The following is a 25,511-nucleotide window of genomic DNA, read 5'->3' as shown; positions in this document are numbered from 1 at the left end:
GGTGCATGCAGCATGCTTGCTCCAGGAGGCATGGTTCCTCTTATCTTTCATTACTGCCAGCCGTCTGTGCCATAATCCTTTACATTGTCAGATGTAATCAGGAATGTTTCTACCGGATACCGGTCAGCGACTTCTTCCCCGTTTAAGTAAGAGTACATGATATTGACTGCAGACCGTGCGATCTTAACCGGTGACTGTGCGCCGCTTCCTTCAATGAGGGAAGTGCCGGAAGCCATTTCTGCCTTGATATCCGGAGAACCGTCTACGCCGTAGATTTTGCAGTCTTTGATTCCTGCTGCATTGGCAGCTGCCAGTGCTCCTAAAGCTGTGGGATCATTGCCTCCGAATATGGCAACTACATTACCGTGAGCCTGAAGTAAATCTTCTGCAATTCCCATGGAAACCTCTAAATTTCCTTTTGCATCCTGCTGGGCAACGATGTTGAAGTTGTGATTTTTAATGGCATCCAAAAATCCGTTGGTTCTGTCAGTCACAGAATTCATGGTAGGGGAATCAAGAACAATGATGTCTCCGCCATTTGGACATTTCTTTACTAAATCTTCTCCGCATACGAATCCGGCATTGTAGTTATCAGAACCCGTATAAGAGATCAGGTAGGACATGTCAGCCACTTCCGTATCAAATCCTACAGTAGGTATCTTTGCTTCTTTTAACTGGTCCAGTGCCGGAAGGATTCCTTCTGCTTCCGCAGGATTCATAAACATGGCATCGATTTTCTGTGAAACCAGATCCTCAACCTGGGTGATCTGAAGTGTTACATCATTGGCCGGATCCACAGAAACCAGTTCATCTCCCTGGGCTTCAATCATTTCACGCATGGTCTTTTCAATTGTAACAAAGAATGGGTTTGTTCCGTCCATGCAGGTATATCCGAATTTATAGTGCTTGCTTGGATCTTTCTTTTTTACATTGGCATCTGCCATGTTTACGGCAGATTCGGATTTTGCTGCAGCCGTTGTTTCTGTTTTTGCTTCAGCCTTCGTTTCCGCTTTTGTCTCTGCTTTTGTTTCCTCAGCGGCTTTTGTTGTCTCCGGCGCCTTTGTTTCTGGTTCCCCATTGCTGCAGCCTGCCACAGACATTCCGGCAAGCGCTGCACACATCAGAATTGCGACAAGCTTTTTTGTGCTTTTTTTCATGGTAAGTCCTCCTTATACATTATATAATTGTGTTATATGCTGCATAAACATCATATCACTCCATTTAATTTAAAACATGTGCACAATGTAATTAGTTTTTAATTACATTTGTCATATTTAATTTGCTGTATTTGACGAATCGGGATTGTCCCGGCCTGAATTTTCATCACAATGCACAATCACTCTGCCTTGGGATATTCATTGCAAAGAAGGCGGTATGGGGGTTCGTCTTCTTCAATTTGAGGGAAACGGCCGATTGGCTTAAAAAAGCGGTTGTCTTCTTTATCGTCGTTGCACATGGAAACTTCACCAAGCAGTACTGGTCCGGTATGGGGCTCCACTTTGAAATCATGGTAGAGATAAGGATAGATGGTAATACTCTCTCCTGGCTGCAGCTTTACAACTGTGCCTGCAGGCACGTTATAACTTCTTCCATCACTGCTTACCGTCACATCCGAATCAGAAAAACTCCCATCTGCAGTGGATTCATAAACGCGGATCAGGACGTTTCCACCCCCTCTGTTTATAATATCCTCCATCTTCTTCCAGTGAAAATGCATGGCGGCTGACTGCCCTTCTTTTAAGAATAGCAGCTTTTCTGCATAGGTTTTCGTATATTTTGCTTGATTTACATTTCCGTTTCGAAGAGTAATGAGAGAAAATCCGGTCCGGTCAAAATCTCCAAGTCCGAAATCTGTAATATCCCACCCAAGCATATTGTCACGGATCTCATCGTAATCATGGCCTTTTTTCCTCCATTCCTCCGGAGTGAAGCTGCAAAATGGCGGAAGGTAAAATCCGCAAGCCTCAACCATATGTTCCATATCCTTTAAAGCTTTGTTGATTTCAGAACGTTTCATAGTTTTCAGCCCTCTTTCTGTTCTATACCAGAGAATACCCTAATCGTATGAAGCACGTCTTTTTTCATTGCTTCCACTCCCCACATTGTTACATCGTGGTAAAATATGATATCATCTGCTTTTGCGGATTTTTCCTTCACAAACATGCCGCCGGCTTTTGCCAGATAGGTATAATAATTGATCTTACGGACTCCCCGGTTAATGCACTGACGGAAATCTTCGTCGCTGATTCCGGAACCTCCGTGCATGACAATGGGAAGATCCACTTTTTTCCGAATGCGGCTGATCCGCTCCAGGTCCAGATTGGGTTTTTTCAGATAAAGGCCGTGTACGGTGCCAAAAGAACAGGCTAAGGCGTCAATTCCTGTGGCTGCAACAAAGGTTTCTGCCTGATCCGGGTCTGTGTAGCAGCTTTCGGATGCTTCATTTCCTTCTCCTTCTCCCACGCTTAAAAATTCCTCTCTTCCCATAGCCCCAATCTCTCCTTCAACGGAAGCACCATAGGCTCCTGCCAGCTCCACCGCAATTTTAGTGCCTGCCGTATTTTCCTCAAAAGGAAGGGCGGACCCATCGTACATAACTGAGGTAAATCCCATGTCTAAAGCCTGCTTTAATACCTTAAAATCATCTCCGTGATCTAAGTGGACAGCTACGGGAACAGCCGCATTTTCCGCCATCATAACCATGATGGGCCCAATTACCGACAAGGGAATAATTGTTTCATGAACTGGCGCAAACTGAAGAATGACAGGCTGCCCGGCTTCTTCTGCGGCCCCCAGTACCGCCTGGATTCCCTCCAGAGAGGTGATATTAAAAGCACCTGCGGCAATTTTTCTGGCCTCCGCCAGTTTGAGAATTGATTTCATAGTGATCAGCATATGTAATTCCTCCTTCTTTTTATGGCAGGATCCGCCTTTGCTCTTCCCACCCAATTTTTATTTTTTGTTCTAACGTTTCAAATGGCAGCAGGCCGCTTACTGTATCATAGGCAGTCACACAGGAGGCACCTGTTGCAGCAGCAAGCTTTACACATTCTTCAGGGCTGCGTTCTTCCAGCATGGCCTTTATAAACGCAGCGATACTGGTATCTCCTGCTCCGGTGGCAGACAGAATGCGGTCGGGGAGGAAGCTGTTCTGGAAGTAAGAAATCTCCCCCCATTCCTTTAAGAAGTCCGGTCCATTTACAAACGCCGGTTTTGAGGCGGTTTTTAAATACATCCCGGCCGCTCCGCATTTTAAAAGCACCGCTTTTGCACCCAGCTGCAGAGCGTAATTTGCAATGGTTTCCACGTCTCTCTTTAAAGAGAGAACCGTGGTAATATCATCACCATCTGCAAGCTCCTGCCATTTCTCATAGAGGGGACGGTCCAGTAAAAACCCCAGTTCTTCGATACTTGGAACAAAAAAGTCCACATAGGGAAGCACAGAGCCAAGAATCCGGTCCCAGCGGCAGTTTGCTGCTTCAGAGTCCGGATCCACTGCCGCCAGATCCAGAGAAGTGGTAAGCCCAAGCTCTTTGATGCGGCAGAAAAGTTCTTTTAATTCCATTCCGTCATTTTGGTAAAACCGCTTCATCAGTGTAGGATAACCGAAATGAAAATGGGCAGCTTTTTCTGCTTTTTTCAGATTCACATGCTCAAAGCCAAAGGTGTTATTACATCCGGGATTATGAAGAAATAAGCGGTCGACACCTTTTGGCGCAAGGACAATTGTGTAGGAGGTGTCTTCTCCCGGCAAAACTGTGATACAGCTTTCACACCCTCTTTCCTGTATCTTTCCTTTCAGAATCCGTCCGAAATCATCATCCCCTGTGTTTGCCATTAAAAGAACATCTGCACCCAGCGCATGCAGCCCCAGCCCCGTGTTAAAAACCGCTCCGCCTCCGCATACGTTGGCCTTTCCTGCCTCCAGGAGTTTTCCGGGCCGGAAGGATTTAAGAATTTTCTTTCCGTCACTGCTATTAAAAACCGGTGTAATATCCAGGGAAATGTGTCCGGCAACAATTATTTTTCTATTTCCCTTCTCATCTGGCATATTAATTCCCCCTCTCTGCCTTCATCATAGCAACCGTGTGAGGAAAGTCAATAATATTTATGCATATATCACTATTGGTATTGGCTATATGACAATTGTCATGTACATATTGCACAATATATTTTATCCTGTTCCGAGGGTATATCTGATGGCGGAATTATCTTTTTCATTTTACTGTTGACAAACGCAATCAAAGTCCTTATATTAATTGTTAATATATTAACTTCATACGAGGTCAAAAAGACGAAGACGTTTCCTGCTGGAAATTTCCTTCGTCTTTTTTATTTGCTCTTTCGTTTTTGAAGCTGCCGGAAGGAGGTATATGGTTGTACAGCATCGGCGTGGATATAGGAACCAGCACAACGGAAATTATTATCAGCAATATTAAAATCTCCACCAGGCTTGGGCCTTCTTTGCTGCCCGCCACTGAAATCGATGAGACTGAAGTGGTCTATCGCAGTCCGGTGATCTTCACACCGTTTGTTTCTAAGGATATTATCGATTTTGAACAGATACGGGAGCGGGTTAAAGAGGCCTTCAAAGAAAGCGGAATCGGAAAGGAAAAAATAGAAACCGGTGCAGTCATCATAACAGGAGAAACAGCGAGAAAAGACAATGCCAGGCAGGTAAACATCTGGTTATCAGAATACCTGGGGGATTTTGTTGTTGCTACTGCAGGTCCGAAGCTGGAATCGGTTTTAGCCGGAAAGGGAGCCGGAATCAGCGGGGAATCAAAAAAACGGAGCAAAAAAATCATCAACCTGGATATTGGCGGGGGAACTTTAAATGCCGCAGTATTTGACAGCGGCGACTGTACGGATTCATTTGCAATGGACATCGGGGGCAGGCTGATCAGACTGGATGGTTCTCACAACGTAACCTATATTTCAGAGCGGATCCTCCATATTCTTGAGAAAAACCAAATTTCCATCAGGCAGGGAGAAAGCGCAGATATCGAAGTACTGGAACGTTTCTGCGGTTATCTGGCAGACTGCTGTCTTCAGGCACTTGGGCTGCGTGAAATGAGTGAGGATACCCTCCCCTTATACATCACTGATTTTACAGTTCCGGAAGATATTGATTTCATATCCGTATCCGGCGGAGTGGGCGAATATGTGGGATCATTAAACGAAAGTGCACACCAGGAACAATGGTTCCAGTACGGAGACATCGGTCCTCTTTTGGGATACAAATTAACCCAGGCCCTTTCCCCATTTCGCAGCAGGCTTATTATTCCGGAAGAAAAAATAAATGCAACCGTGATCGGAGCCGGAAGCCACTCTCTGTCAGTCAGCGGAAGTACGGTTGGGGTTGACGAATCCATTTTACCCATACGCAATATTCCCATAGTAAAATGCCCGGCGGCTTTTGACCAGTGGGAAGATGTATTTAGAAGTACCAGACCTCTTATGGAGCTTTATGAGGAAGATGTTCTTGCAGTGAGTATTGAGGGCAGAAAAAGTCCCGGATACGGGGAACTGAAAATTCTTGCCGGTCAGATCGCAAGACTTTATGAGGGATTAAAAAGTCCGGTGATTGTACTTTTAAAAGAAGACTTTGCAAAAGCACTGAGTCAGATGATCCGGATTCATACATCCTGTGGCAAACCCGTTATCTGTCTGGATCAGTTAACGATTGAAAATGGTGATTACATTGATATCGGTTCCCCTGTTGGAAGCGCTGTTCCCGTCATTATTAAAACGTTAGTGTATCAATCCTGATGAAAAGGAAAATCAGGATTAAAAAAATAAAACATGAAAAATCAGGAGGATTCCATTATGGAAGAAAAAAATTTGAACAAAGCTCTTACACCTGTTAAGCTGTGGGCAATTATCGTTGGTGCAGTTGTATCCGGTATGTATTTTGGATGGAATTATCTGTTCGAAAAAACTAATTTTACAGGAGCCTTAATTGCTGCTTTCATTGTCACTCTTTTTTATGTTTCCTTTGTATTTTGTTACTCTGAGCTGGCAACCGCCATTCCATCCGCAGCCGGTCCTACGGCATATGCAGAAAAATCATTCGGTAAGTTTGCAGGTTTTATTGCAGGCTTCTCAATTCTTTTAGAGTATATCTTTGCAACGCCAGGAATCGCACTTTCCATCGGCGCTTATGTTCACGGACTATTTCCTGTTATTCCTGCGAATATTGCTGCGATTACAGCTTTCTGTATCTTCGTATTTATTAATATGCGGGGAATTGAATCAGCGGCGATTGTCAGTGTGATTGTTACTGTATTTGCGATTCTTGGTGTGGCTGTTTATTTTGTAGTTGGAATTCCGACCGTAGATGTACATGGCTTATTCTCTTCCGGTGCTTCCATGAACGGCATGCATGGCATATTTGCGGCCATTCCCTTTGTGGTCTGGTTTTATCTGGCTGTGGAATCGGGAGCAATGGGCGCAGAGGAATGCAAAAATCCTCAAAAAGACATACCAAAGGCTTTTGTTTCAGGCATCGGGGCCCTGGTTGTTATGGCAGTTGCTGTTCTTTTCGTTACTGCCGGGAACTCTGCTTCCGATTTGTCAGCAGTTGCATCTACGGATAACCCTCTTCCCGCAATTTTATCAAAAGTCTATGGAGAGAATTCATTCCTGGTTAAACTGGTCGGCTTTTTTGGATTATTCGGTCTGGCGGCCAGTCTTCATGGAATTATGATCGGATACTCCAGACAGGCATATGCCATGTCCAGAAGCGGTTATCTCCCCAAAGCACTTTCAAACCTGGATAAAAATGGTACTCCCGTCTTTGCTCTTGTGAGCACCAGCCTGATCGGTCTGTTTTTTGTAATTACCGGAAACGTAGGCAGTCTGGTTGTATTCTCCTGCATCGGATCGTCTGTAATGGCAGTTTTATCCATCGCCTCCTGGTTTGTTCTCAGAAAAAAAGAGCCGGAGCTGGCACGCCCCTACCGGTTAAAGTCAGCACTCATTCCAGCCATTGCAGCAGTTACCTGTGCAGTTGTAGTAGTTGCGCTTGTGGTTTCCCAGGCATCACTTCTGTTCCTGGCAGCCATTGTTTATGCAGCAGCCGTTCTTTATTATCTTGTAAAAGAAAGACTTTTTGCAAATGATTTTTCAACTGCAGAAAAGGAATTGGAAGCATAGGAGGCTGGAAACGTGAAGTTAAAAACAAGATTATTCGGAAAAACCTACGAATTTTGCTCAGTGAAGGAAGTCCTTGCAAAGGCAAATGAAGAGAAATCCGGCGATACACTGGCTGGAATTGCAGCTGCAGATGCGGCAGAACGTATTGCAGCCAAAGTGGTTCTTGCCGATTTAACCGTTTCCGATTTACGCAACCATCCGGTTGTTGATTATGAGTCAGATGAAGTCACAAGAGTCATTCAGGATGGTGTGGATGAGGAAGCTTATAAAAGAATCAAATCCATAACTCTGGGAGAACTGAGGGAATTTATACTGGCTTCTCCTGCCGCTGCCATTGAAGAGATCCGGGATGGTCTCACCGCTGAGGTGATTGCTGGTGTAACAAAATTAATGAGCAATCTGGATATCATTGTGGCTTCAAAAAAGCTGATTGTTCCTGCTACCTGCAATACGACAATCGGTCTGCCTGGAACTCTTGCTTCCAGGCTGCAGCCCAATCATCCCACCGACAGCTTTGAAGGTGTAATGGCATCTGTATTTGAGGGGATTTCCTATGCAAACGGTGATGCATTGATTGGTTTAAACCCCGCCATAGATACGGTGGAACAAACGGATAAAATACTCCGGGCGTTCCGTGATTTTATGGATAAATGGCAGATTCCCACCCAAAACTGCGTTCTTTCCCACGTTACCACACAGATGGAAGCTTTAAAAAAAGGCAGTCCCATGGATTTAATGTTCCAATCCATTGCCGGATCACAGATCTCCAATACCGCGTTCGGAATCAGCACAGCTTTAATGGATGAGGCGTATGAACTGATGAAGGAAAAAAGAAGCTCCAAAGGCCCGAATTTCATGTATTTTGAAACCGGTCAGGGCTCGGAACTTTCCTCTGAAGGCCATCATGATGCGGACCAGCTGGTGATGGAAGCACGGTGCTATGGATTTGCAAAGCGCTACCACCCTTACTGTGTCAATACCGTGGTGGGATTTATCGGACCGGAGTACTTATATGACGGAGCCCAGGTAATCCGGGCCGGACTGGAAGATCATTTTATGGGAAAGCTGACCGGAATCCCTATGGGCTGTGATGTCTGCTATACTAATCATATGAAGGCCAGTCAGAATGACCTGGAAAATTTAGGCGTTCTCCTTGCCAGTGCAGGTGTCAATTATGTGATGGGAATACCGGCCGGGAATGACATTATGCTGATGTATCAGTCCTCCAGCTATCATGATGCCGCAGCATTTCGGGAAACAAGCGGAAAACGCCCCATGGAGGAATTTGAAAAGCGTATGGAAGAACTTGGGATCATGGAAGACGGACATTTGACGGAGCGCGCCGGTGATCCATCTATTTTCACACAGGAGGTAAAGTAAATGGGCCAGGACCTTGTACGGGATATCTCTTCCCTTGATTTAACGGACCGGGTAACAATTGACCAGCCAATTGACCGCCAGTCCTGCGTTGATTTAAAGAAGACAACGGCTGCAAGAATCTGTGTCGGCAAGGCAGGTACCAGATTGAAAACAGAAACTTATCTCCGTTTCCGCGCTGACCATGCAGTTGCCATGGATGCTGTCTGGTCGGAGGTGGATGAAAAAGTGGTGGATCAGCTGGGATTTTTAAAGGTTCAGAGTTTATGCAAAAATAAAGATGAGTACATAACAAGACCGGATCTTGGAAGACGTTTCTCCGATGAAACGCTAAAAACAATCAGTGAAAACTGCAGACACGATATTGATGTGCAGATCATTGCCGGTGACGGACTCAGCTCTCCTGCGATCACCAGTAATCTTCCTGATATCTATCCCATGCTTATGGATGGACTGAAAGAAAAGGGATATACTGTGGGTGATCCCATCTTTGTTAAATTTGCTCGGGTAGCAACCATGGACCGGATCAGTGAAACGTTAAATGCGAAGATCACCATGATTCTCATAGGAGAAAGGCCGGGTCTTGCAACCGGAGAAAGTTTAAGTGCATATATGGCATATGAATCAAGCACGAAGAAGCCGGAATCCCAGAGAACGGTGGTATCCAATATCCATAAGAATGGATTGCCGCCGGTAGAAGCCGGCGCACAGATCATTTCTATTATAGAAGCAATGATGGAAGCAAAAACCAGTGGAATTGATTTAAAATTATAAATAATAATAAAGGGCATGTATTCTTTTGAGAGAATGCATGCCCGTTTTGTAAATTACCTATTTTAAGTATTCACTGACGCCCTTCCAGGCTCGATTCTGATTAAAGTTTGTCTGATCCGGATCAAAATTTTTATAATCCTGTTTTTTTAATTCCTGCAAATGAAAACCATCCTTCAAAACAACAGAGGATAAAATTCGGGGTTTCAGAGCATGAACCGGACAGGCATAAATGCATCTTAAACACCAGATACAACGGAAGCCGAATCTGGGCATTCCCCGCTTCATTTTGATGTTGCAGGCGGGGCATTTTTGTGAACATAGCCCGCAGTGGGTGCATTTAGCAGATGGCTGAATGGAAGCGCCGAATAATCCTGCCCCCAGATGTTCTCCTTTTCCCAGCATAGCAAGAAAACGGTCCCTGGATTTAGCCAGCAGAAAATGATGTTCTCCAGTGAGTATGTCTTCGATCATTTCTTTTGTTTTTTCCGGTAATCGGTGTAATAATTGCAGGTTAATTTCCCTTCCTGCATCCACACCGAAATTAGACGGCATTACGATCATTCGTTCATAGATCACATGATATCCCTTTTTCTTTAATATTCGCCTGCAGGCGATGGTACAGGCTGTATTGGGTGAGATATCTCCCCCTCCGGACACAGGAACGACCGCAACCATTGTCCGATTGGATTTCGGAAGGCCTTTGACCCATTTTTCGGTAATGGAGGCCAGCCGGAAGGCATATACGGGTGAAAATATTACCAGGAGATCGGGCTGTTTTAATTTCTCCGGATCATGACTTTCCAGATTGATGGTTTTGCTTTCCAGTCCTTTCTTTGTTAATTCTTGTGCGAAACACAGACAGACTTCTTTTGTACAACCAGTTCCTGAAAAATAAGCCAGAGTGATTTTTTTTGGTTTTAACAATGTAATTCCCCCTCTGCGAATCAAATTTATATGATTTCATCATACTATCTCATTGATGAAAAAGATAGTGCCTAAACAGGAAATAATATCAAAAGTATTTGAGATTAGTTGTTTTTACAACAAACAAAACAAAGAATCTATGATATGATAAACATACTTTCAGAAACCAACTTACAATTAACATAGAGAAAGGAATAATCATGTCAAATTATTTTAAAGCTTCAGATACGATCTTTCATATCACAGAAACCTATCCGGAAACCATTGAAGTTTTTATTGCCAATGGTTTTGAAAATTTAAGCAATCCCGTTATGCGCAGAACTCTTGGAAAAACCATCTCATTAGAAACAGCATTATCAATGAGAAAGGTAAACCAGGAACTTTTTATTAAGAAGCTGGAGGAAGTGATAGGTCGGAAGGCTCCCAGCCTCACAGACGGACTCACTCCTGCACAATCGGAAAATAAAGGGGATATCCGCATCGAGGGTGTACTGCCCTGTCCCATCCGCATTCCTCTTCTGGAAAAGTTTGAATCCTGGCTTGAGGAAAATCAAAGTTCACTTGGGTATGAGGTGGAGTATCATTTAAAATCAGCAAACCTGGGTCTTGATGATGTAAAGGACCGGGTTATTCTGGCAGACGGAGACCCTGACGGTCTGTCAGATCTTTATCTCTCTGCAGGTTTTGACTTGTTCTTTGATAAAAAGATGATTGGCGGCTATCAGGATTCAGGCGTATTCGAAGATCTTTCCGGGATGGAGCGGTTAAACCCTGATCTTGATAATGATAATATATCACTGAAGGATCCCAAAAACCAGTACGCCATCATCGGAATTGTTCCTGCAGTCTTCATGGTTAATACAAACGTTTTAGGGGACCGCCCCTTGCCTGAGAGCTGGGCAGACTTAATGAAACCGGAATTTGAAAACAGCATCAGCCTTCCCATGAAGGATCTGGATATGTTTAATGCATTTTTACTTCACATCTACCGTTTTTATGGGGAAGAAGGAATCGAAAAGATGGGTAAGGCTCTCTTACAGAGCATGCATCCGGCTCAGATGATCAAATCCCACAAGCTAAAAGATGGCAATAAGGTTCCCGCTATTACGGTTGCCCCCTATTTCTTTGCCAGCATGACAGATGAAAAAAGCCCCATGCGGCCGGTATGGCCAAAAGACGGAGCCATTATCAGTCCGATTTTCCTTCTGGCTAAATCAAAGAATAAGGAGAAAGTAAAACCTTTTGTTGATCTTTTATATTCAAAAGAGATTGGAGATATTCTTTCCTCAAACGGAAAATTCCCATCGACCAATCCCCTGGTGGACAATGGCTTAACACCTGACCAGAAATTTATGTGGATTGGATGGGATTTTATTCACAACAATGATATTGGAGAATTAATCAAAAAAATAGAAAAGCAGTTCTTTTCAGCTGCACAAAAGGAGTTCTTATGAATCTGATTATATTTTCAGGCCCGCCCTCTTCCGGTAAAACATCAGTAATTTTAAAAACAATTTCATCCTTTCATGCGAAAAACATAAAGGTGGGTGTGGTGAAGTTTGACTGTCTTTACACCGATGATGACATTGCCTATGAAAAGGCGGGAATCCCTGTGAAAAAGGGCTTATCCGGCGCCTTATGCCCGGATCACTTCTTTGCTTCCAATATTGAAGAGGTGGTTAACTGGGGAAATGAAGAAAAGCTTGATCTGCTGATTACGGAATCAGCAGGTCTGTGCAACCGCTGTTCCCCTTATTTAAAAGAAGTAAAAGGAGTCTGTGTCATCGATAATTTATCCGGTATCAACACTCCTAAAAAAATCGGCCCGATGTTAAAGGCTGCCGACTTGGTGGTGATTACCAAGGGAGATATTGTTTCCCAGGCAGAACGGGAGGTATTTGCTTCCTGTGTCAGCTCTGTAAATCCCAGAGCCATTACCATGCATGTGAACGGACTCACCGGACAGGGTACCTATGAACTTGCAAGTCTTCTGTATGATGAAAATCAAAGTATTAAATCCGTACAGGGAATGCAGCTCCGTTTCCCAATGCCCTCCGCATTATGTTCCTATTGTCTGGGTGAAACAAGAATCGGAGAAGCGTATCAGATGGGTAATGTGAAGAAAATTGATTTAGGCGGTGATAAAAAATGATAAATATTAGCATGAAAAAGCTGCTGGAGGAATATCCTTTTGCTGCCGCATATTTTGAACAGAATAAGCTTACTATCTCTGGATTTGAGGATCAGACATTTGAGGAGTATTTAAATCATTTTTCAGAGGAAGAACTGGAAGACCAGGCCATTGATAAAGCCAAGCTATTGTCGGACCTGCCTGTCTATCTGGATCAGATGCGTCAGTTTTTAGGAATGGAGAACGACCGGAAGGTGCAGTCCCTGACCATTTTACCAGGTCACGATAAATCAGGAACGATGGAAGGTTTTAAGGAACTGACTGTAGAGACATCCCAGATTATATCCATTGTAGGACCTACCGGTTCAGGAAAAAGCCGGCTTTTGGCAGATATTGAATGGACGGCCCAGAATGACACTCCTACCGGGCGGAGCATTCTGGTCAACGGCGAAGTGCCTGATATGAAGTGGCGTTTTTCCTCAAACAACAAGCTGGTCGCCCAGCTTTCCCAGAACATGAACTTTGTTATGGACTTAACGGTACGGGACTTTTTACGGATGCATGCGGAAAGCCGCATGGTTGAGGATCCCCAGTCTGTGATAGACAGAATCATAGCCGCAGCCAACGATTTAGCGGGAGAAAAATTTGAACTCTCCACTCCTGTTACCAGCTTAAGCGGCGGGCAGTCCAGAGCGCTTATGATTGCAGATACAGCAATATTAAGTTCCTCTCCCATCGTTCTTATTGATGAAATCGAAAATGCCGGAATCGACCGCAAAAAGGCGTTAAAGCTTCTTGTGACATCAGATAAAATCGTCTTAATGGCGACCCACGATCCCCTTCTGGCATTAATGGCGGACAAGCGGATTGTCATTAAAAACGGCGGTATCAATCATGTGATTTATACAAGCGAAGAAGAAAAACAGCTGTTAGAAAAGTTAGAGAAAATGGATTCCCTCATCCAGACCGCACGCCAGGAGTTACGGTCAGGAAATACTCTTTCTCCTGACCTGCTGGCTGATTAAAAATAAAATTCCATCAAGTCCTCCAATAAGGTTATATACAGCCTTTATTGGAGGCTTTTCTTTCTTGTTTAAGCTTGAATTGTGCGGATTAAACTTACCATTTCAATTGCTCCCGCTGCACAGTCAAACCCTTTGTTACCTGCTTTCGTACCTGCCCGTTCAATTGCCTGTTCAATATTTTCTGTCGTCAGGACTCCAAACATGACGGGAATGCCGCTATTTAATGATACATGGGCAATCCCCTTGGACACCTCGCTGCAGACGTAATCATAATGTGTGGTGCTGCCCCGAATAACCGCACCAAGGCAGATTACTGCATCATATTTGCCGCAGCCTGCCATCTTGGAAGCGATCAGCGGAATCTCAAAGGCTCCGGGCACCCAGGCCACTTCAATGTCCTCCTCGCTGATACCGTGGCGTTTTAAACAATCCAATGCCCCGCCAAGAAGCTTTGATGTTATAAACTCATTGAAACGTGCGGCTACAATGCCGATCCGGATATTCTTTGATACCAGTGTTCCTTCAAATATTTTCATTATGAATTCTCCTTTATGATTAATAATTAATAATGTAAAATGTGCCCCATTTTTGTCTGTTTGGTTTTTAAATAAAACAGATCATGGTCATTGGCAGGAATCTGTATGGGAACCCGTTCCATAATTTCCATACCAAAGCCGGACAGCCCATATACCTTATCCGGATTATTGGTGAGCAGGCGCAGGGTTTTTACTCCTAATTCCCTGAGAATCTGAGCACCGATGTAATACTCTCTGGGATCTCCTTCAAAGCCTAAAGCAAGGTTGGCTTCCAGCGTATCCATGCCTTTATCCTGGAGTGCGTAAGCACGCAGTTTGTTAACCAGACCGATTCCGCGCCCCTCCTGACGCATATATAGAAGAATTCCTCTTCCTTCCTGTTCAATCTGCGTCATGGCGGCAGCAAGCTGCTGTCCGCAGTCGCAGCGCATGGAGCCGAACGCATCCCCGGTCAGGCACTCTGAATGAACACGGCACAAAAGATTCTTACCGTCACCGATTTCGCCTTTGACAAGAGCCACATGATGTTCTCCGTTTAGTTTGTTAACAAAGCAGAAGGCATTAAAATCTCCAAATTTTGTGGGCATATTACAGATTGAGGTCTGTTCCACCAGCCTGTCGTGTTTTTTACGGTATTCCTTCAAAGCTGCGATGGTAATGAAAGGAATCTTCCATTTTTCAGCCAGCTTTATCAGATCAGGTGTACGCATCATGGTCCCGTCTTCTCCCATGATTTCGCAGCAAAGACCGCATTCCTTCAGACCTGCAAGACGCATGAGATCCACTGTGGCTTCCGTATGTCCTCCCCGCTCTAATACTCCGTTTCGTTTTGCAAGAAGAGGGAACATATGTCCCGGTCGGCGGAAATCCCCGGCCTTTGCATTGGCGTCTACGCATTTCATTGCAGTTATTGACCGCTCTGCTGCGGAGATTCCGGTGGTTGTATCCACATGATCGATGGAAACGGTAAAGGCAGTAGAATGATTGTCTGTGTTTTCAGAAATCATCTGTGGTAATTCCAATCGCATGCACAACTCCTCATTCATGGGCATGCAGATCAGCCCTTTTCCATGCGTCGCCATAAAGTTAATATTTTCGGTTGTAGCAAACTGGGCGGCACAGATGAAATCACCTTCATTTTCCCGTCCCTCATCGTCTGTTACAAGAATGATTTTTCCCTGTTGAAGCGATTCAAGCGCTTCTTCTATGGTATTGTACTCAAACATCTTACTCCTCCTAATAGCCAGATTTTGTTAAGAATTCTCTTGTGATACCGCGTGGCTTCTGTTCTTCCTGGGTTGCTGATAAAAACCTTTCCACGTATTTCCCCATCAGGTCATTCTCCAGATTCACCATATCACCTGTTTTTTTGTATGACAGAATGGTGGATTTTACTGTATGGGGTATAGCAGATATGCGAAACTCTGTATTGTTAACCGAAGCTACCGTCAGACTGATGCCATCCACTGCAATCGAGCCTTTCTCCACAATATAACGGAGTATCCTGTCCTCAGCGGCAATGGTGTACCAGATGGCATTGTCATCCCTTACAACGGACGTAATGGTCCCAATGCCATCAATATGTCCTGAGACAATGTGCCCGCCAAATCGTCCGTCTGCCGCCATTGCACGTTCCAGATTTACAAAATCTCCGGGATGCAGCTTTCCAAGACCGGAACGGTTTAAGGTCTCATGCATCACATCTGCCCGGAAGGTATGGGAAGAAAGCCCGGAAGCCGTTAAGCATACGCCATTTACCGCTACACTGTCCCCGATTCCAAGATCATCAAAAATCACACTGCCCTGTATAGTCAGCAAAGCGGACTGCGCTCCTTTCTTTACCTCCTTCAGTATGCCTATTTCTTCAATAATCCCTGTGAACATAAGGTTTCACCTCACTTTCAATTAGTATATCTTCTCCCAAATGTTTCACTTCTATGTTTGTGAGAAAAAAACCATCCTCAGGGTGAGGGACGCCAGGTCCTGCAACCGGAGTTTTCCCGCCTGATCCCCCAAAAAGCTTTGGCGCAATGTATGTCTGCACTCTGTTTACAATTCCTGCCTGCAGTGCCGACCAGTTAAGAATACCGCCGCCTTCCAGTAATATGCTGTCAATTTTCTCTGCGCCAAGCTTTGTCATGAGTTCATACAAATCCAAATGTCCATCCGCCTGTTCAAGCGGGAGAATCCTGCAGCCGGCTTTTAAATAGGGCTGCTGTGTCTCCTGATCCCTGCAGGACGTTGCAATTAGAGTCGGAACCTCATTTGCAGTGGCCACGATCTGGGAGGTAAGGGGAAGCCGCAGGGTTGTGTCGCAGATGATGCGAAGCGGGTTACGCCCTCCCTCTGTCCGGCAGGTAAGCAGCGGATCATCTGCAAAAACGGTACCAATCCCAACCATCACAGCGCTGTAACGGAGCCGGTCTTTATGGACGTTTTCCCTTGCAGTTTCACCGGTAATCCATTTGGAGTCACCTGTATATGCTGCTGTTTTTCCATCCATTGTCATGGCGTATTTCATGACAACATAGGGCCTTCCTGTCTGGATAAAATGGAAAAATACTTCATTGAGCCTGTCACATTCCGACTTTAGTATTCCTTCCGTGACTTCAACTCCTTTTTCCCGCAGGATTTTGATGCCCTGTCCTTTGACCAGCGGGTTTGGGTCTGAACTTCCCACCACTACTCGTTTTATACCTGCTTTTAAGATGGCTTCTGTGCAGGGAGGTGTCTTCCCATAGTGGCAACAGGGTTCCAGAGTCACATAAAGAGTCGCTCCATCCGGGGATTCTTCACAGCCTGCAAGTGCGTTTACTTCTGCATGGGGAGCACCATACCGTTCGTGGTATCCTGTGCCAATTACCCTGCCCTCCTTTAGAAGTACAGCACCAACCATGGGATTTGGATTTACAAAACCACAACCTTTTTTGGCAAGCTGCAAAGCCAGACGCATACATTCAATATCATTCATATCACACCGCCTTTAAAAGAAAAATGCCTTGAACACAAGGCTCAGGGCATATTTTCGGCAATCCGTCCATTATTTATGACTGTTAACACAAAAAACTCTGAAATGAATGATCATTCCAGAGCGTGTTAATCAGCAGATGTTTCATAAATATGAAAAAAACTGCATCATCTTCTTTCATCCAGACTTTACTGTCGGCTTCGGAGTTACACCGAATCATGCCTTGCGGCTCGTGGGCTATACCACCGGTAGGGAATTACACCCTGCCCTGAAGATTATTGTTCAATTGGTGCAATAATACTCCCATATCAGAGTTATGTCAAGAAAAAAATAAAATTTCTTACATTTACTGTAGCCACATATTTTCCAAACTGTTCTGAAATTTCAAAATTTTCATTATGATTATAAAAAAATAAAAATCAGGCTTGCATTTCATACCAAATAGGTATAGTATGAAAGCACAAAGACATGTTAGCAAGTACTAACCATTAGATTCCCATTCGGGGAATAAAGGAGGTTGATATATATGAGTCATGCATTACTGGAAATTAAAGATCTCACTGTATCTGTGGAGGATAAAATAATTTTAAACGGCATTAATCTTACCATAGGTTCAGGTGAGCTTCATGTCCTCATGGGACCAAACGGAACAGGAAAATCCACTCTCGTATCCGCCATTATGGGGGATCCCCGGTACCAGATTGAAAGCGGGCAGATTCTTTTGGATGGGAAAGATATAACAGAAATGAAAGCGGACGAAAGAGCCAGAGCAGGTGTCTTTCTCTCCTTCCAGGCTCCGGAGGAGATTCCGGGCGTCACCCTTGAAGACTTTCTCCGCACAGCCAAAGGATCCCTGGAAAAACGTCCTCCAAAGATACTGCAGTTTAAAAAGGAACTGAAAGAACAGATGAAAGCTTTGGATATGGACCCCAGCTATGCGGAACGGTACTTAAATGTTGGCTTTTCCGGTGGAGAGAAAAAGAAAACGGAAATCCTCCAGCTTCTTATGCTTCAGCCAAAGCTGGCTCTTTTAGACGAGACGGATTCCGGTCTTGATGTAGATGCTGTCCGTACCGTTACAAAGGGAATCCGTGCTTTTAAAAACCGTAAAAACGGACTTTTTATCATTACACATAATGCAAGTATTCTGGAAGGTCTGGATGTGGATGTGGTACATGTACTGGAAGGAGGCAAAATTGCATATACAGGCGGCCGGGAACTGATCTCAAAAATTACGCAGCAAGGATTCGGCGTTCTGGGAAAGGAGGCTGGCTTCTATGAAAGACTTTAAACAGGAAAAAACAAGAGTCGACCAGGCTGACCGCACCATTTATGATGTGAAAGACAGGCTGGACCCGGCCTTCCTTACGGACTCCGGCATTACCCCTGAGATTGTAAACCAGATATCTAAGGAAAAAAATGAACCGGAATGGATGCGTCTGTTCCGCCTTAAATCATTGAAATTGTATAATGAGATACCGCTTCCCTCCTGGGGACCTTCTCTTGATGAGCTGAATATGGATCAGATTGTTACATATGTCCGACCGAAATCAACCATGAAAGCGAAATGGTCCGATGTCCCAGACGATATCAAACAGACTTTTGAACGTCTTGGTATTCCCAAAGCGGAGCAGAAATCCCTGGCAGGTGTGGGGGCACAGTACGACTCAGAAGTGGTTTATCACAATGTCCGTGCAGAGGTTGCGTCAAAAGGCGTGGTCTATACGGATATAGAGAGCGCTCTTACCGGCCCTTACAGTGAAATGATACGAAAGCATTTTATGAAACTGGTTCCTCCGTCCGACCACAAGTTTGCGGCTCTTCACGGAGCAGTCTGGTCCGGAGGTTCTTTTGTTTATGTGCCGGCAGGGGTTTCGGTTGAAATTCCTCTTCAGTCCTATTTCCGGCTGAATGCACCAGGTGCGGGCCAGTTTGAGCATACGCTGATCATCGTGGAGGAAGGTGCCTATCTTCATTTCATAGAAGGCTGCTCTGCTCCCAGATACTACGTTGCAAACCTTCACGCCGGCTGTGTGGAGCTGTATGTGGGTAAAAATGCAAGGCTCCGCTATTCCACCATCGAAAACTGGTCAAAGAATATGTACAATTTGAATACAAAACGCGCTTCGGTAGAGGAAGGAGGAACCGTGGAATGGATCTCCGGATCGTTCGGATCTCATATCTCCTATCTTTACCCCATGAGCATTTTAAAAGGGAAAAAGGCACGTATGGAGTTTACAGGCATCACATTTGCCGGAGAAGGCCAGAACCTGGATACCGGCGCAAAGGTACTTCATGCCGCACCGGATACCACCTCTCACATTTCTACGAAATCCATATCAAGGGATGGAGGCAATTCCACGTTTCGAAGCCTGGTAACCGTTACGGAAAAGGCAGAAGGAAGCAAATCAGCCGTTTCCTGTGAATCACTGATGCTTGACAGTATTTCCCGTTCCGACACCATACCGGTGATGGATATCTCCTGCAATCAGGCAGATATCGGCCATGAGGCAAAAATCGGCAGAATCAGTGAATCCGCAATCTTCTACTTAATGAGCCGCGGTCTGTCCGAGGATGATGCACGGGCCTTAATCGTAGGCGGGTTTGCAGAACCCATTGCCAAGGAACTGCCGTTAGAATATGCGGTGGAAATGAACAATCTCATTCATCTTGAAATGAAGGGAAGCATCGGCTGAAAGGAGGAACACAAATATGAATACACAAATCAACCGTCTCCCGGTTCCTACCTGGAACCGGACAGGGGTAAACTGGCTGGATAAAAAAGCGCTGCCTTCGGACAGGGAATATTCGCAGGGCGGCCACCTTCCTTATAACGGCGACCTTCCTCACGGAATCAGCCTGATGGAGGATCTTCCAAAAGAAACTGCTGCAATTCCAAGCGGGATGGGTGAATGGATGAATGAGTTTATCATGAACGGTGCAGACAAAACCTGCTACTTATTGGGAGAAGGATCTCCCAGTGAACCTGTTATTATCACCCAGACTCTGGACCTTACTCATCCGGTTATCAGAGCCCATTATGCCATAAACGCAAAGCCAGGAAGTAATCTCACGGTAATTCAGGTTAATCGCGGGGACGCAAAAGACGGCGTTCTTGGAAGCTTAACTCAGATTGATGCGCAGGAAAATTCCGTTGTCCGTCTGGTTTCTGTCCAGCTGCTTGGACGAAACAGCCAGAGCTTTGATGCCGTAGGTGCTCGCATTGGAAAAGGTGCCAGGGTAGAACTCATTCGGGCCGTCCTGGGAGGAAAAACAGCGGCATGCGGTTCTCTGGCTCATCTGGAGGGGCAGGGAGGCGGCTACCAACAGGATACTGCATACTTTACTGATAAGGAACAGATTTTTGATTTCAATGACATTGCCCGCCACACCGGCAGAGAAACGGTAAGCGAAATGCATACGGCCGGAGTTCTTGCAGGCTCCAGCAGCAAGATTTTGAGAGGAACCATAGACTTTAAGGCAGGATCCGCACACTCTGTGGGGCACGAAAATGAAACCGTACTTCTGCTAAGCCCCAGCGCCAGAAACAGGACTGTTCCCCTAATCCTGTGCGGAGAAGAAGCTGTGGAAGGACAGCATGCAGCCAGCTTAGGACAGTTTGATGAAAAACAGCTATACTATCTGTGCTCCAGAGGGCTTAGCCTGATGGAGGCAAAGCGCATGCTGGTAGAAGCCCGCTTTATGCCTGTTCTTCATAAAATAACTCCGGATGATCTGCGCATGGAGATTCTGAATGTCATTGAAAGGAGGCTCGATGAACATGAAACCAATTCGTGATCAGTTTCCCATTCTCGCTGTTCCGGAAAATGGAAAGAGACTGATATACTTAGATAACGCAGCGACTTCATTCAAGCCTCTGTCCGTTTTAAAGGCGGTGGATGATTATTACCGTATGGATAATGCCAATCCACACAGGGGCGTTTACACCCTGGGCGTCCGCTCCACGGATATTCATGAAAACGCCAGGCAGACTGCGGCCCGCTTTGTAAATGCCGGCCCGGAGGAAATTATTTTCACCCAGAATGCTACAGAAGCTCTTAATCTGATCGCTTACAGCTACGGTATGGAGTTCTTAAAAGCAGGGGACGAAATACTTATCTCCGTAGCGGAACACCATAGTAATCTGGTTCCCTGGCAGAGAGTCGCAAAGCTGACAGGTTCTAAACTTGTTTATCTTTATCCGGGACCTGACGGGCGGATTACAGAAGAAGAACTGGATCAGAAAATAAACCCGCGCACAAGGCTGATTGCCATTGCCCACGTATCAAATGTGCTTGGAACGGAAGCGCCGGTAAAATCCATTGTGAGACGCGCCCGTTTATGCGGCGCTGCAGTGGTTCTGGACTGCGCCCAGAGTGTGTCTCACATGCCTCTTGACGTCAAAGACCTGGGAGTAGATTTTGCAGCATTTTCCGGACACAAGATGTATGCTCCCATGGGCATTGGTGTTTTATATGGCAAAAAAGAGCTGCTTGAAAAAATGCCCCCGTTTTTAAGTGGAGGCGATATGATTGCAAGCGTCCATGAACAGACCGCTTCCTATGCAGAAGTCCCCCGCCGGTTCGAGGCAGGAACGAGAAATGTAGGCGGTGAAGCAGGCCTGGCGGCAGCCATGGAATATATTACTTCCATAGGCTGGGAGACGATCCGTAATCATGAGCACGCTCTGATGGACCAGGCGCTGAAAGGACTGAATGCTCTGCCCTATGTCACCATATACGGCAGTACAGACAGCCGTGACCGTTTTGGGGTTATCTCCTTTAATGTGGAAGGGGTTCATCCCCACGATACTGCAACCATTCTGGATTCAGAAGGAATCGCAGTCCGTGCCGGTCATCACTGCGCCCAGCCATTAATGGAATATCTGGGAATTGGCTCCTGTGTCCGGGCAAGCATTGCCATCTACAATACAGAGGAAGATATTTCGGTATTTTTAAACAGCTTAAAACAGGTAAGGAGGTGGATGGGTTATGGAGCTTAATGCTTTATACAATCAGATTATTGTGGAAAACAGCCGTTCCAGTCAAAACCGTCACAAGGTATCAGAGGCGACAGCCAGTCTGGAAGGAGTCAATCCCAGCTGCGGCGATGACATTGTTCTGGAGCTGCGGGTCAAGGACGGAATCATTGAAGATGCCGGATTTACCGGAGAAGGCTGTGCCATTTCCCAGGCTTCCGCGTCTCTGATGATTGATCTCATTCTTGGAAAACCGGTTGAAGAGGCTCAGAATCTGCTTAATACCTTTCTGGGGATGATAAAAGGAGAAATATCAGATGAGGAGCAGCTGGATTCACTTGAGGATGCGATTGCTCTGAAGGGAATCTCCCATATGCCGGGCAGGGTTAAATGTGCTGTCCTTCCCTGGCATACTTTAATGGGAATACTTGAAGAACCGGAAACCGCAAAATAAATGAATGATACAGCAAAAAAAACGTCCGAAATTGGTTTTGGCAGTATACCATTAAAACCAATTCCGGACGTTTTAAGTTTTGTTCTATAAAATTACTTTTCAGCAAACTTTTCAACAATTTTAAGAAGCAGTTTCACAACCTTTTCCATGGACTGAACTGGGATAAATTCAAATTTTCCATGATAATTATATCCGCCGGTGCAAAGGTTTGGACAGGGAAGCCCCTCATAGGATAAGCGTGCTCCGTCTGTACCGCCTCTGATCGGAGTAACTAACGGTTCAATTCCCAGATCTTCCATCGCCGTCTTTGCAATATCGATCAGGTACATATGGGGTTCAATCTTTTCTTTCATGTTAAAATAGCTGTCTTTTAAGATCAGTTCTACTGTCCCGCTTTGATATCTCTGGTTTAAATAATCTGCCACACGGGTCATAAATTCTTTCTTTTCTTCAAACTTCTTCTTGCTGTGATCACGGATAATATAATCAAGTCTGGCTTCCTCAACGCTTCCAATCATGGAATCCAGGTGGTAGAATCCTTCGTATCCTTCCGTATACATAGGGTTCTCAGCTGCCGGAAGCATGTTATGAAATTCCATACCCATTAAAAGCGCATTTCTCATTCTTCCTTTGGAAGAACCGGGGTGGATGCTGGATCCGTGGATTAAAACTCTGGCAGAAGCAGCATTGAAATTTTCGTACTCCAGCTCTCCTAACCCACCGCCGTCCACGGTATAAGCAACATCAGCGGCAAATCCTTTCACATCAAAGAAATCTGCCCCTCTGCCCACTTCTTCATCCGGTGTAAATCCGATTCGGATGGTTCCATGAGGAATCTTCGGATGGGTAAGTAAGTATTCCGCCATAGTCATGATCTCAGCCACACCGGCCTTATCATCTGCACCTAACAGGGTTGTCCCATCTGTAGTTATAATATCCTGCCCGACATATTTTAATAAATCCGGAAAATCTTCCGGGCTCATGGTAAGTCCTGTATCCGCATTCATTAGAATATCCTTACCATCGTAATTCGTTACGATCTGCGGCTTTACACCAGCTCCTGAGTAGGCTGGAGAGGTATCCATGTGAGCGATAAATCCCAGTACCGGGACTGCTTTGTCCATGGTGGCCGGAATGGTAGCATACACATAGCTGTGCTCGTCAATTCTTACATCTGCAGCCTTCATGGCCTGAAGTTCTTTCACCAGTTCTTCTGCAAGTATCCGCTGCTTTGAAGTACTTGGAACAGCGTCAACCTCATACTTTGACTGGGTATCATAAGATACATATTTTAAAAAATGATTGATCACTTCTGACATTGTTAATCGCCTCTTTTTCAATATTTTTCTGGTAACGGCATGTAGGAATTCAGCCGGATCCAGTTCTCCTGAAGGGTCTGTATATTCAGGTAGTATTCTCCGGATCATCCGGAAAAATTACCAGAAAGGACCAATTGGATTTCCTTATTATACCATAATGCGTTTTTAATGTCTATGCAGGCTGATAATCCACTTTTGAAGCATTCAATTTCTGAAATACAGTCTCTTGTATCGTAAAAATCAATTTTATAACATGGCGAATGATCTAAAAAACTTGTATGTAGAAAGGACAAATAAACCCATTCCAGTATCCCTACCTCGCCGGTATCTTGTAATTTTATGTATTGACTGTAAATATTATTAAGTACAATTTTCAGACTATCAGTAATTTCAGCGATATATAAAACAATTTTTTTTCTATCTTCTCTGTATACCAAAGATAACGATTATCTGCAATAGTCTGCAGCTCATTTATAACTTTATTTTTCAAATTTACTTCATTAATCAATTATTAAGATTCCTCCTTTTAATAAGCCAGTCTAGATTTGGGCCATTACAGTAGCCATTGCAATTCCAATTGCTCCTACGACGACGTCTCCAAATCGCAATAAAAAGGAAAAAACAATTGCACTCCATAGAGAAGCCCCTTTACATTCTACAGCATTCGCCAGCTTTTGAATTATACTCCGTTTTTTTCCATCTTCCCAATGAGTAGCATCAATTCTCTTTTTTATCTTCCACCAGTAGATGGAATCAGCCATCTTACCTATTATCAGAAATTCTACTATCCAAAGTAAAAATAACAATAGTCCGGCAGATTCTTTGGTATATATTATATTTGCTAAAATTAATATATAAATAATAAACGAAGCAAATAATGTTATTACAGAAGAAATGAGCCATAATAAGAATCCTTCTATCCACATCATTCGATAAGCAAACCATAATGGACCAAAAAATGCAGCGGCTCCATTAAATTTTTTCTTTCTATCAATTTGTCTGAATCTATTTAAGTACTCTTCTTGATTTTTTTCCAGATATTCTCTTATCTCTGATATTGAATATCCGCCTATCTGGTTTTCATCATTGTCCATTTTCGTCACTCCTCACTTCTCCCCATTTTTCTTTTAAATCTGCCTCTGCCTGTTTCAGCTGTTCCTGAGACTAATTTTCATAATCCAAATCTGTTTGCACAAGATTTTTGTACGCATATTTTAACATGTCTTTATACCAACCAAATGGATCATTAAATCCTTCGTGCTGCCAAAGATAGTATGCTCTGGCATAACACTTAACCTCTTGCTCCGGTTGTTTTAAGTTTTCATATACCCATACTAATTCAATTAATTATTACTACAAGTATAATAATTGATATAATCAAGCCGAAAATAGCTTGACCTAAATAAACATTCTCTTTTCCAGAAACAATAAATTTTTCTGGATTTTTTTATCATATTTTATAATTGTTTCTTCTCCTATTACTAAATTATTAGGACATTCGTCACCAAAGGGAAATTCTTCCTGATATGTGATTCCAGCCACAGTATATTCATAAACTGGATAATATATATAAACCTTATTATTTCTCCCATTATGACAAACTTTATTTAGGGAAACTATCTTTCCTTCTGATCTTCCATCATATTGATGAGATTTTATATTCGTAATACATGATATTAAAAATAATAAAAAAGAACACAAAAGTAAAAAATATATTATAAACATACTAGATTTTTCTTATGAAATAGAGACCAGCATCGGCTACGGACTCTTTGATAATCTTCATCAATATATTAAGTTATTTATAATCTCTATAGTAATCATAAATCCTGTCTCTTATACAAATTTCCGAGCCCACGTGACGGAT

General features: G+C 44.2%; 24 protein-coding genes and 1 riboswitch. Of the genes, 12 read left to right on the top strand and 12 right to left on the bottom strand.

What is annotated here, in order from left to right; genetic code table 11:
* Nucleotides 1-50: 50 nt before the first annotated feature.
* From DS742_RS11465 to DS742_RS11450, 4 genes are all read right to left on the bottom strand, one after another.
* The gene (locus tag DS742_RS11465) at nucleotides 51-1,157 is read right to left on the bottom strand and encodes a sugar ABC transporter substrate-binding protein (RefSeq protein WP_117417148.1); all 1,107 of its coding nucleotides are present in this window, start codon (nucleotides 1,155-1,157) and stop codon (nucleotides 51-53) included.
* 179 nt (nucleotides 1,158-1,336) lie between these two features.
* On the bottom strand, nucleotides 1,337-2,017 hold the full coding sequence (locus DS742_RS11460) for a D-lyxose/D-mannose family sugar isomerase (protein WP_117417147.1): 681 nt from the start codon (nucleotides 2,015-2,017) through the stop codon (nucleotides 1,337-1,339).
* Nucleotides 2,018-2,022: 5 nt separating this feature from the next.
* Nucleotides 2,023-2,895, bottom strand: a complete 873-nt coding sequence (locus tag DS742_RS11455) for a class II fructose-bisphosphate aldolase (protein ID WP_117417146.1) — start codon at nucleotides 2,893-2,895, stop codon at nucleotides 2,023-2,025.
* A gap of 19 nt (nucleotides 2,896-2,914) precedes the next feature.
* Entirely contained in the window at nucleotides 2,915-4,051 is a 1,137-nt protein-coding gene (locus DS742_RS11450; protein ID WP_117417145.1) for a carbohydrate kinase family protein, read from the bottom strand.
* 326 nt (nucleotides 4,052-4,377) lie between these two features.
* Here DS742_RS11450 and DS742_RS11445 point away from each other — a divergent pair, with 326 nt between their 5' ends.
* From DS742_RS11445 to eutC, 4 genes are read left to right on the top strand one after another with little or no spacing between them, the layout of a single operon-like run.
* Nucleotides 4,378-5,772 carry an ethanolamine ammonia-lyase reactivating factor EutA gene (locus tag DS742_RS11445; RefSeq protein WP_170313434.1) on the top strand — a complete coding sequence of 465 codons (1,395 nt, stop codon included), beginning with the start codon at nucleotides 4,378-4,380 and terminating at the stop codon, nucleotides 5,770-5,772.
* 57 nt (nucleotides 5,773-5,829) lie between these two features.
* Nucleotides 5,830-7,158 (top strand): ethanolamine permease, encoded by a 1,329-nt coding sequence (gene eat, locus DS742_RS11440; protein ID WP_170313433.1) that lies wholly within the window; start codon nucleotides 5,830-5,832, stop codon nucleotides 7,156-7,158.
* A gap of 12 nt (nucleotides 7,159-7,170) precedes the next feature.
* Entirely contained in the window at nucleotides 7,171-8,538 is a 1,368-nt protein-coding gene (locus DS742_RS11435) for an ethanolamine ammonia-lyase subunit EutB (RefSeq protein WP_117417142.1), read from the top strand.
* Nucleotides 8,539-9,309 (top strand): ethanolamine ammonia-lyase subunit EutC, encoded by a 771-nt coding sequence (gene eutC / locus DS742_RS11430; protein ID WP_117417141.1) that lies wholly within the window; start codon nucleotides 8,539-8,541, stop codon nucleotides 9,307-9,309. It abuts the gene before it with no gap.
* 57 nt (nucleotides 9,310-9,366) lie between these two features.
* Here eutC and DS742_RS11425 read toward each other — a convergent pair whose 3' ends face one another.
* Nucleotides 9,367-10,233, bottom strand: coding sequence for an EFR1 family ferrodoxin (locus tag DS742_RS11425; protein ID WP_117417140.1), 867 nt, complete (start codon nucleotides 10,231-10,233; stop codon nucleotides 9,367-9,369).
* Nucleotides 10,234-10,433: 200 nt separating this feature from the next.
* On the opposite strand from DS742_RS11425, the gene DS742_RS11420 reads away from it, so the two are divergent.
* From DS742_RS11420 to DS742_RS11410, 3 genes are read left to right on the top strand one after another with little or no spacing between them, the layout of a single operon-like run.
* A complete protein-coding gene (locus DS742_RS11420; RefSeq protein ID WP_117417139.1) occupies nucleotides 10,434-11,687 on the top strand; it encodes an ABC transporter substrate-binding protein in 1,254 nt (417 codons plus the stop codon).
* Entirely contained in the window at nucleotides 11,684-12,385 is a 702-nt protein-coding gene (locus tag DS742_RS11415; RefSeq protein WP_117417138.1) for a GTP-binding protein, read from the top strand. Before DS742_RS11420 ends, DS742_RS11415 begins: the two co-directional genes overlap by 4 nt.
* Entirely contained in the window at nucleotides 12,382-13,389 is a 1,008-nt protein-coding gene (locus tag DS742_RS11410) for an ATP-binding cassette domain-containing protein (RefSeq protein ID WP_117417137.1), read from the top strand. The genes DS742_RS11415 and DS742_RS11410 overlap by 4 nt, the downstream gene beginning before the upstream one ends.
* A 68-nt stretch (nucleotides 13,390-13,457) precedes the next feature.
* On the opposite strand, the gene ribH is transcribed toward DS742_RS11410, so the two are convergent.
* Genes ribH through ribD form a run of 4 tightly spaced genes read right to left on the bottom strand, consistent with a single transcriptional unit; the run spans nucleotide 13,458 to nucleotide 16,896 of the window.
* Entirely contained in the window at nucleotides 13,458-13,925 is a 468-nt protein-coding gene (gene ribH, locus DS742_RS11405) for a 6,7-dimethyl-8-ribityllumazine synthase (protein WP_117417136.1), read from the bottom strand.
* A 26-nt stretch (nucleotides 13,926-13,951) separates the two neighbouring features.
* Complete coding sequence (locus DS742_RS11400) at nucleotides 13,952-15,151, bottom strand: bifunctional 3,4-dihydroxy-2-butanone-4-phosphate synthase/GTP cyclohydrolase II (RefSeq protein ID WP_117417135.1); 1,200 nt, start codon at nucleotides 15,149-15,151, stop codon at nucleotides 13,952-13,954.
* A gap of 10 nt (nucleotides 15,152-15,161) precedes the next feature.
* Nucleotides 15,162-15,809 (bottom strand): riboflavin synthase, encoded by a 648-nt coding sequence (ribE, locus tag DS742_RS11395; RefSeq protein WP_117417134.1) that lies wholly within the window; start codon nucleotides 15,807-15,809, stop codon nucleotides 15,162-15,164.
* On the bottom strand, nucleotides 15,790-16,896 hold the full coding sequence (gene ribD, locus DS742_RS11390) for a bifunctional diaminohydroxyphosphoribosylaminopyrimidine deaminase/5-amino-6-(5-phosphoribosylamino)uracil reductase RibD (RefSeq protein ID WP_117417133.1): 1,107 nt from the start codon (nucleotides 16,894-16,896) through the stop codon (nucleotides 15,790-15,792). The genes ribE and ribD overlap by 20 nt, the downstream gene beginning before the upstream one ends.
* A 162-nt stretch (nucleotides 16,897-17,058) precedes the next feature.
* A riboswitch (FMN riboswitch) is annotated at nucleotides 17,059-17,173 on the bottom strand.
* A 246-nt stretch (nucleotides 17,174-17,419) separates the two neighbouring features.
* Here ribD and sufC point away from each other — a divergent pair.
* Genes sufC through sufU form a run of 5 tightly spaced genes read left to right on the top strand, consistent with a single transcriptional unit; the run spans nucleotide 17,420 to nucleotide 22,325 of the window.
* Nucleotides 17,420-18,184, top strand: coding sequence for a Fe-S cluster assembly ATPase SufC (gene sufC / locus DS742_RS11385; RefSeq protein ID WP_117417132.1), 765 nt, complete (start codon nucleotides 17,420-17,422; stop codon nucleotides 18,182-18,184).
* Nucleotides 18,171-19,589 (top strand): Fe-S cluster assembly protein SufB, encoded by a 1,419-nt coding sequence (gene sufB, locus DS742_RS11380; RefSeq protein ID WP_117417131.1) that lies wholly within the window; start codon nucleotides 18,171-18,173, stop codon nucleotides 19,587-19,589. The genes sufC and sufB overlap by 14 nt, the downstream gene beginning before the upstream one ends.
* A gap of 16 nt (nucleotides 19,590-19,605) precedes the next feature.
* Nucleotides 19,606-20,691, top strand: coding sequence for a SufB/SufD family protein (locus DS742_RS11375; RefSeq protein WP_117417130.1), 1,086 nt, complete (start codon nucleotides 19,606-19,608; stop codon nucleotides 20,689-20,691).
* Entirely contained in the window at nucleotides 20,669-21,895 is a 1,227-nt protein-coding gene (locus DS742_RS11370; protein WP_117417129.1) for a cysteine desulfurase, read from the top strand. Before DS742_RS11375 ends, DS742_RS11370 begins: the two co-directional genes overlap by 23 nt.
* On the top strand, nucleotides 21,885-22,325 hold the full coding sequence (gene sufU, locus DS742_RS11365) for a Fe-S cluster assembly sulfur transfer protein SufU (RefSeq protein ID WP_117417128.1): 441 nt from the start codon (nucleotides 21,885-21,887) through the stop codon (nucleotides 22,323-22,325). The genes DS742_RS11370 and sufU overlap by 11 nt, the downstream gene beginning before the upstream one ends.
* Nucleotides 22,326-22,417: 92 nt before the next feature.
* Here the strand turns inward: sufU and pepT are convergent, their stop codons facing one another.
* From pepT to DS742_RS11350, 3 genes are all read right to left on the bottom strand, one after another.
* Nucleotides 22,418-23,644, bottom strand: coding sequence for a peptidase T (pepT, locus tag DS742_RS11360; protein ID WP_117417127.1), 1,227 nt, complete (start codon nucleotides 23,642-23,644; stop codon nucleotides 22,418-22,420).
* Between the two features lie 539 nt (nucleotides 23,645-24,183).
* Nucleotides 24,184-24,738 (bottom strand): DUF2628 domain-containing protein, encoded by a 555-nt coding sequence (locus DS742_RS11355; protein WP_117417126.1) that lies wholly within the window; start codon nucleotides 24,736-24,738, stop codon nucleotides 24,184-24,186.
* A 304-nt stretch (nucleotides 24,739-25,042) separates the two neighbouring features.
* Complete coding sequence (locus DS742_RS11350) at nucleotides 25,043-25,369, bottom strand: hypothetical protein (protein WP_117417125.1); 327 nt, start codon at nucleotides 25,367-25,369, stop codon at nucleotides 25,043-25,045.
* Nucleotides 25,370-25,511: the final 142 nt, after the last annotated feature.

The sequence above is a fragment of the Lacrimispora amygdalina genome (assembly GCF_003432035.1).
Lineage (GTDB): Bacteria > Bacillota > Clostridia > Lachnospirales > Lachnospiraceae > Lacrimispora > Lacrimispora amygdalina.
Note: the sequence above shows the minus strand (reverse complement) of the source record. Positions and strands in the feature narration are given on the sequence as shown.

Coding starts and splice junctions, on each gene's coding strand:
- DS742_RS11420 (WP_117417139.1), top strand. CDS start 10,434: ATGTCAAATTATTTTAAAGCTTCAGATACGATCTTTCATATCACAGAA.
- eat (WP_170313433.1), top strand. CDS start 5,830: ATGGAAGAAAAAAATTTGAACAAAGCTCTTACACCTGTTAAGCTGTGG.
- DS742_RS11355 (WP_117417126.1), bottom strand. CDS start 24,738: ATGGACAATGATGAAAACCAGATAGGCGGATATTCAATATCAGAGATA.
- DS742_RS11450 (WP_117417145.1), bottom strand. CDS start 4,051: ATGCCAGATGAGAAGGGAAATAGAAAAATAATTGTTGCCGGACACATT.
- sufC (WP_117417132.1), top strand. CDS start 17,420: ATGAGTCATGCATTACTGGAAATTAAAGATCTCACTGTATCTGTGGAG.
- DS742_RS11415 (WP_117417138.1), top strand. CDS start 11,684: ATGAATCTGATTATATTTTCAGGCCCGCCCTCTTCCGGTAAAACATCA.
- DS742_RS11400 (WP_117417135.1), bottom strand. CDS start 15,151: ATGTTTGAGTACAATACCATAGAAGAAGCGCTTGAATCGCTTCAACAG.
- DS742_RS11410 (WP_117417137.1), top strand. CDS start 12,382: ATGATAAATATTAGCATGAAAAAGCTGCTGGAGGAATATCCTTTTGCT.
- DS742_RS11460 (WP_117417147.1), bottom strand. CDS start 2,017: ATGAAACGTTCTGAAATCAACAAAGCTTTAAAGGATATGGAACATATG.
- DS742_RS11465 (WP_117417148.1), bottom strand. CDS start 1,157: ATGAAAAAAAGCACAAAAAAGCTTGTCGCAATTCTGATGTGTGCAGCG.
- ribH (WP_117417136.1), bottom strand. CDS start 13,925: ATGAAAATATTTGAAGGAACACTGGTATCAAAGAATATCCGGATCGGC.
- sufU (WP_117417128.1), top strand. CDS start 21,885: ATGGAGCTTAATGCTTTATACAATCAGATTATTGTGGAAAACAGCCGT.
- DS742_RS11375 (WP_117417130.1), top strand. CDS start 19,606: ATGAATACACAAATCAACCGTCTCCCGGTTCCTACCTGGAACCGGACA.
- DS742_RS11455 (WP_117417146.1), bottom strand. CDS start 2,895: ATGCTGATCACTATGAAATCAATTCTCAAACTGGCGGAGGCCAGAAAA.
- sufB (WP_117417131.1), top strand. CDS start 18,171: ATGAAAGACTTTAAACAGGAAAAAACAAGAGTCGACCAGGCTGACCGC.
- DS742_RS11350 (WP_117417125.1), bottom strand. CDS start 25,369: ATGTTTATAATATATTTTTTACTTTTGTGTTCTTTTTTATTATTTTTA.
- ribD (WP_117417133.1), bottom strand. CDS start 16,896: ATGAATGATATTGAATGTATGCGTCTGGCTTTGCAGCTTGCCAAAAAA.
- pepT (WP_117417127.1), bottom strand. CDS start 23,644: ATGTCAGAAGTGATCAATCATTTTTTAAAATATGTATCTTATGATACC.
- DS742_RS11370 (WP_117417129.1), top strand. CDS start 20,669: ATGAACATGAAACCAATTCGTGATCAGTTTCCCATTCTCGCTGTTCCG.
- eutC (WP_117417141.1), top strand. CDS start 8,539: ATGGGCCAGGACCTTGTACGGGATATCTCTTCCCTTGATTTAACGGAC.
- ribE (WP_117417134.1), bottom strand. CDS start 15,809: ATGTTCACAGGGATTATTGAAGAAATAGGCATACTGAAGGAGGTAAAG.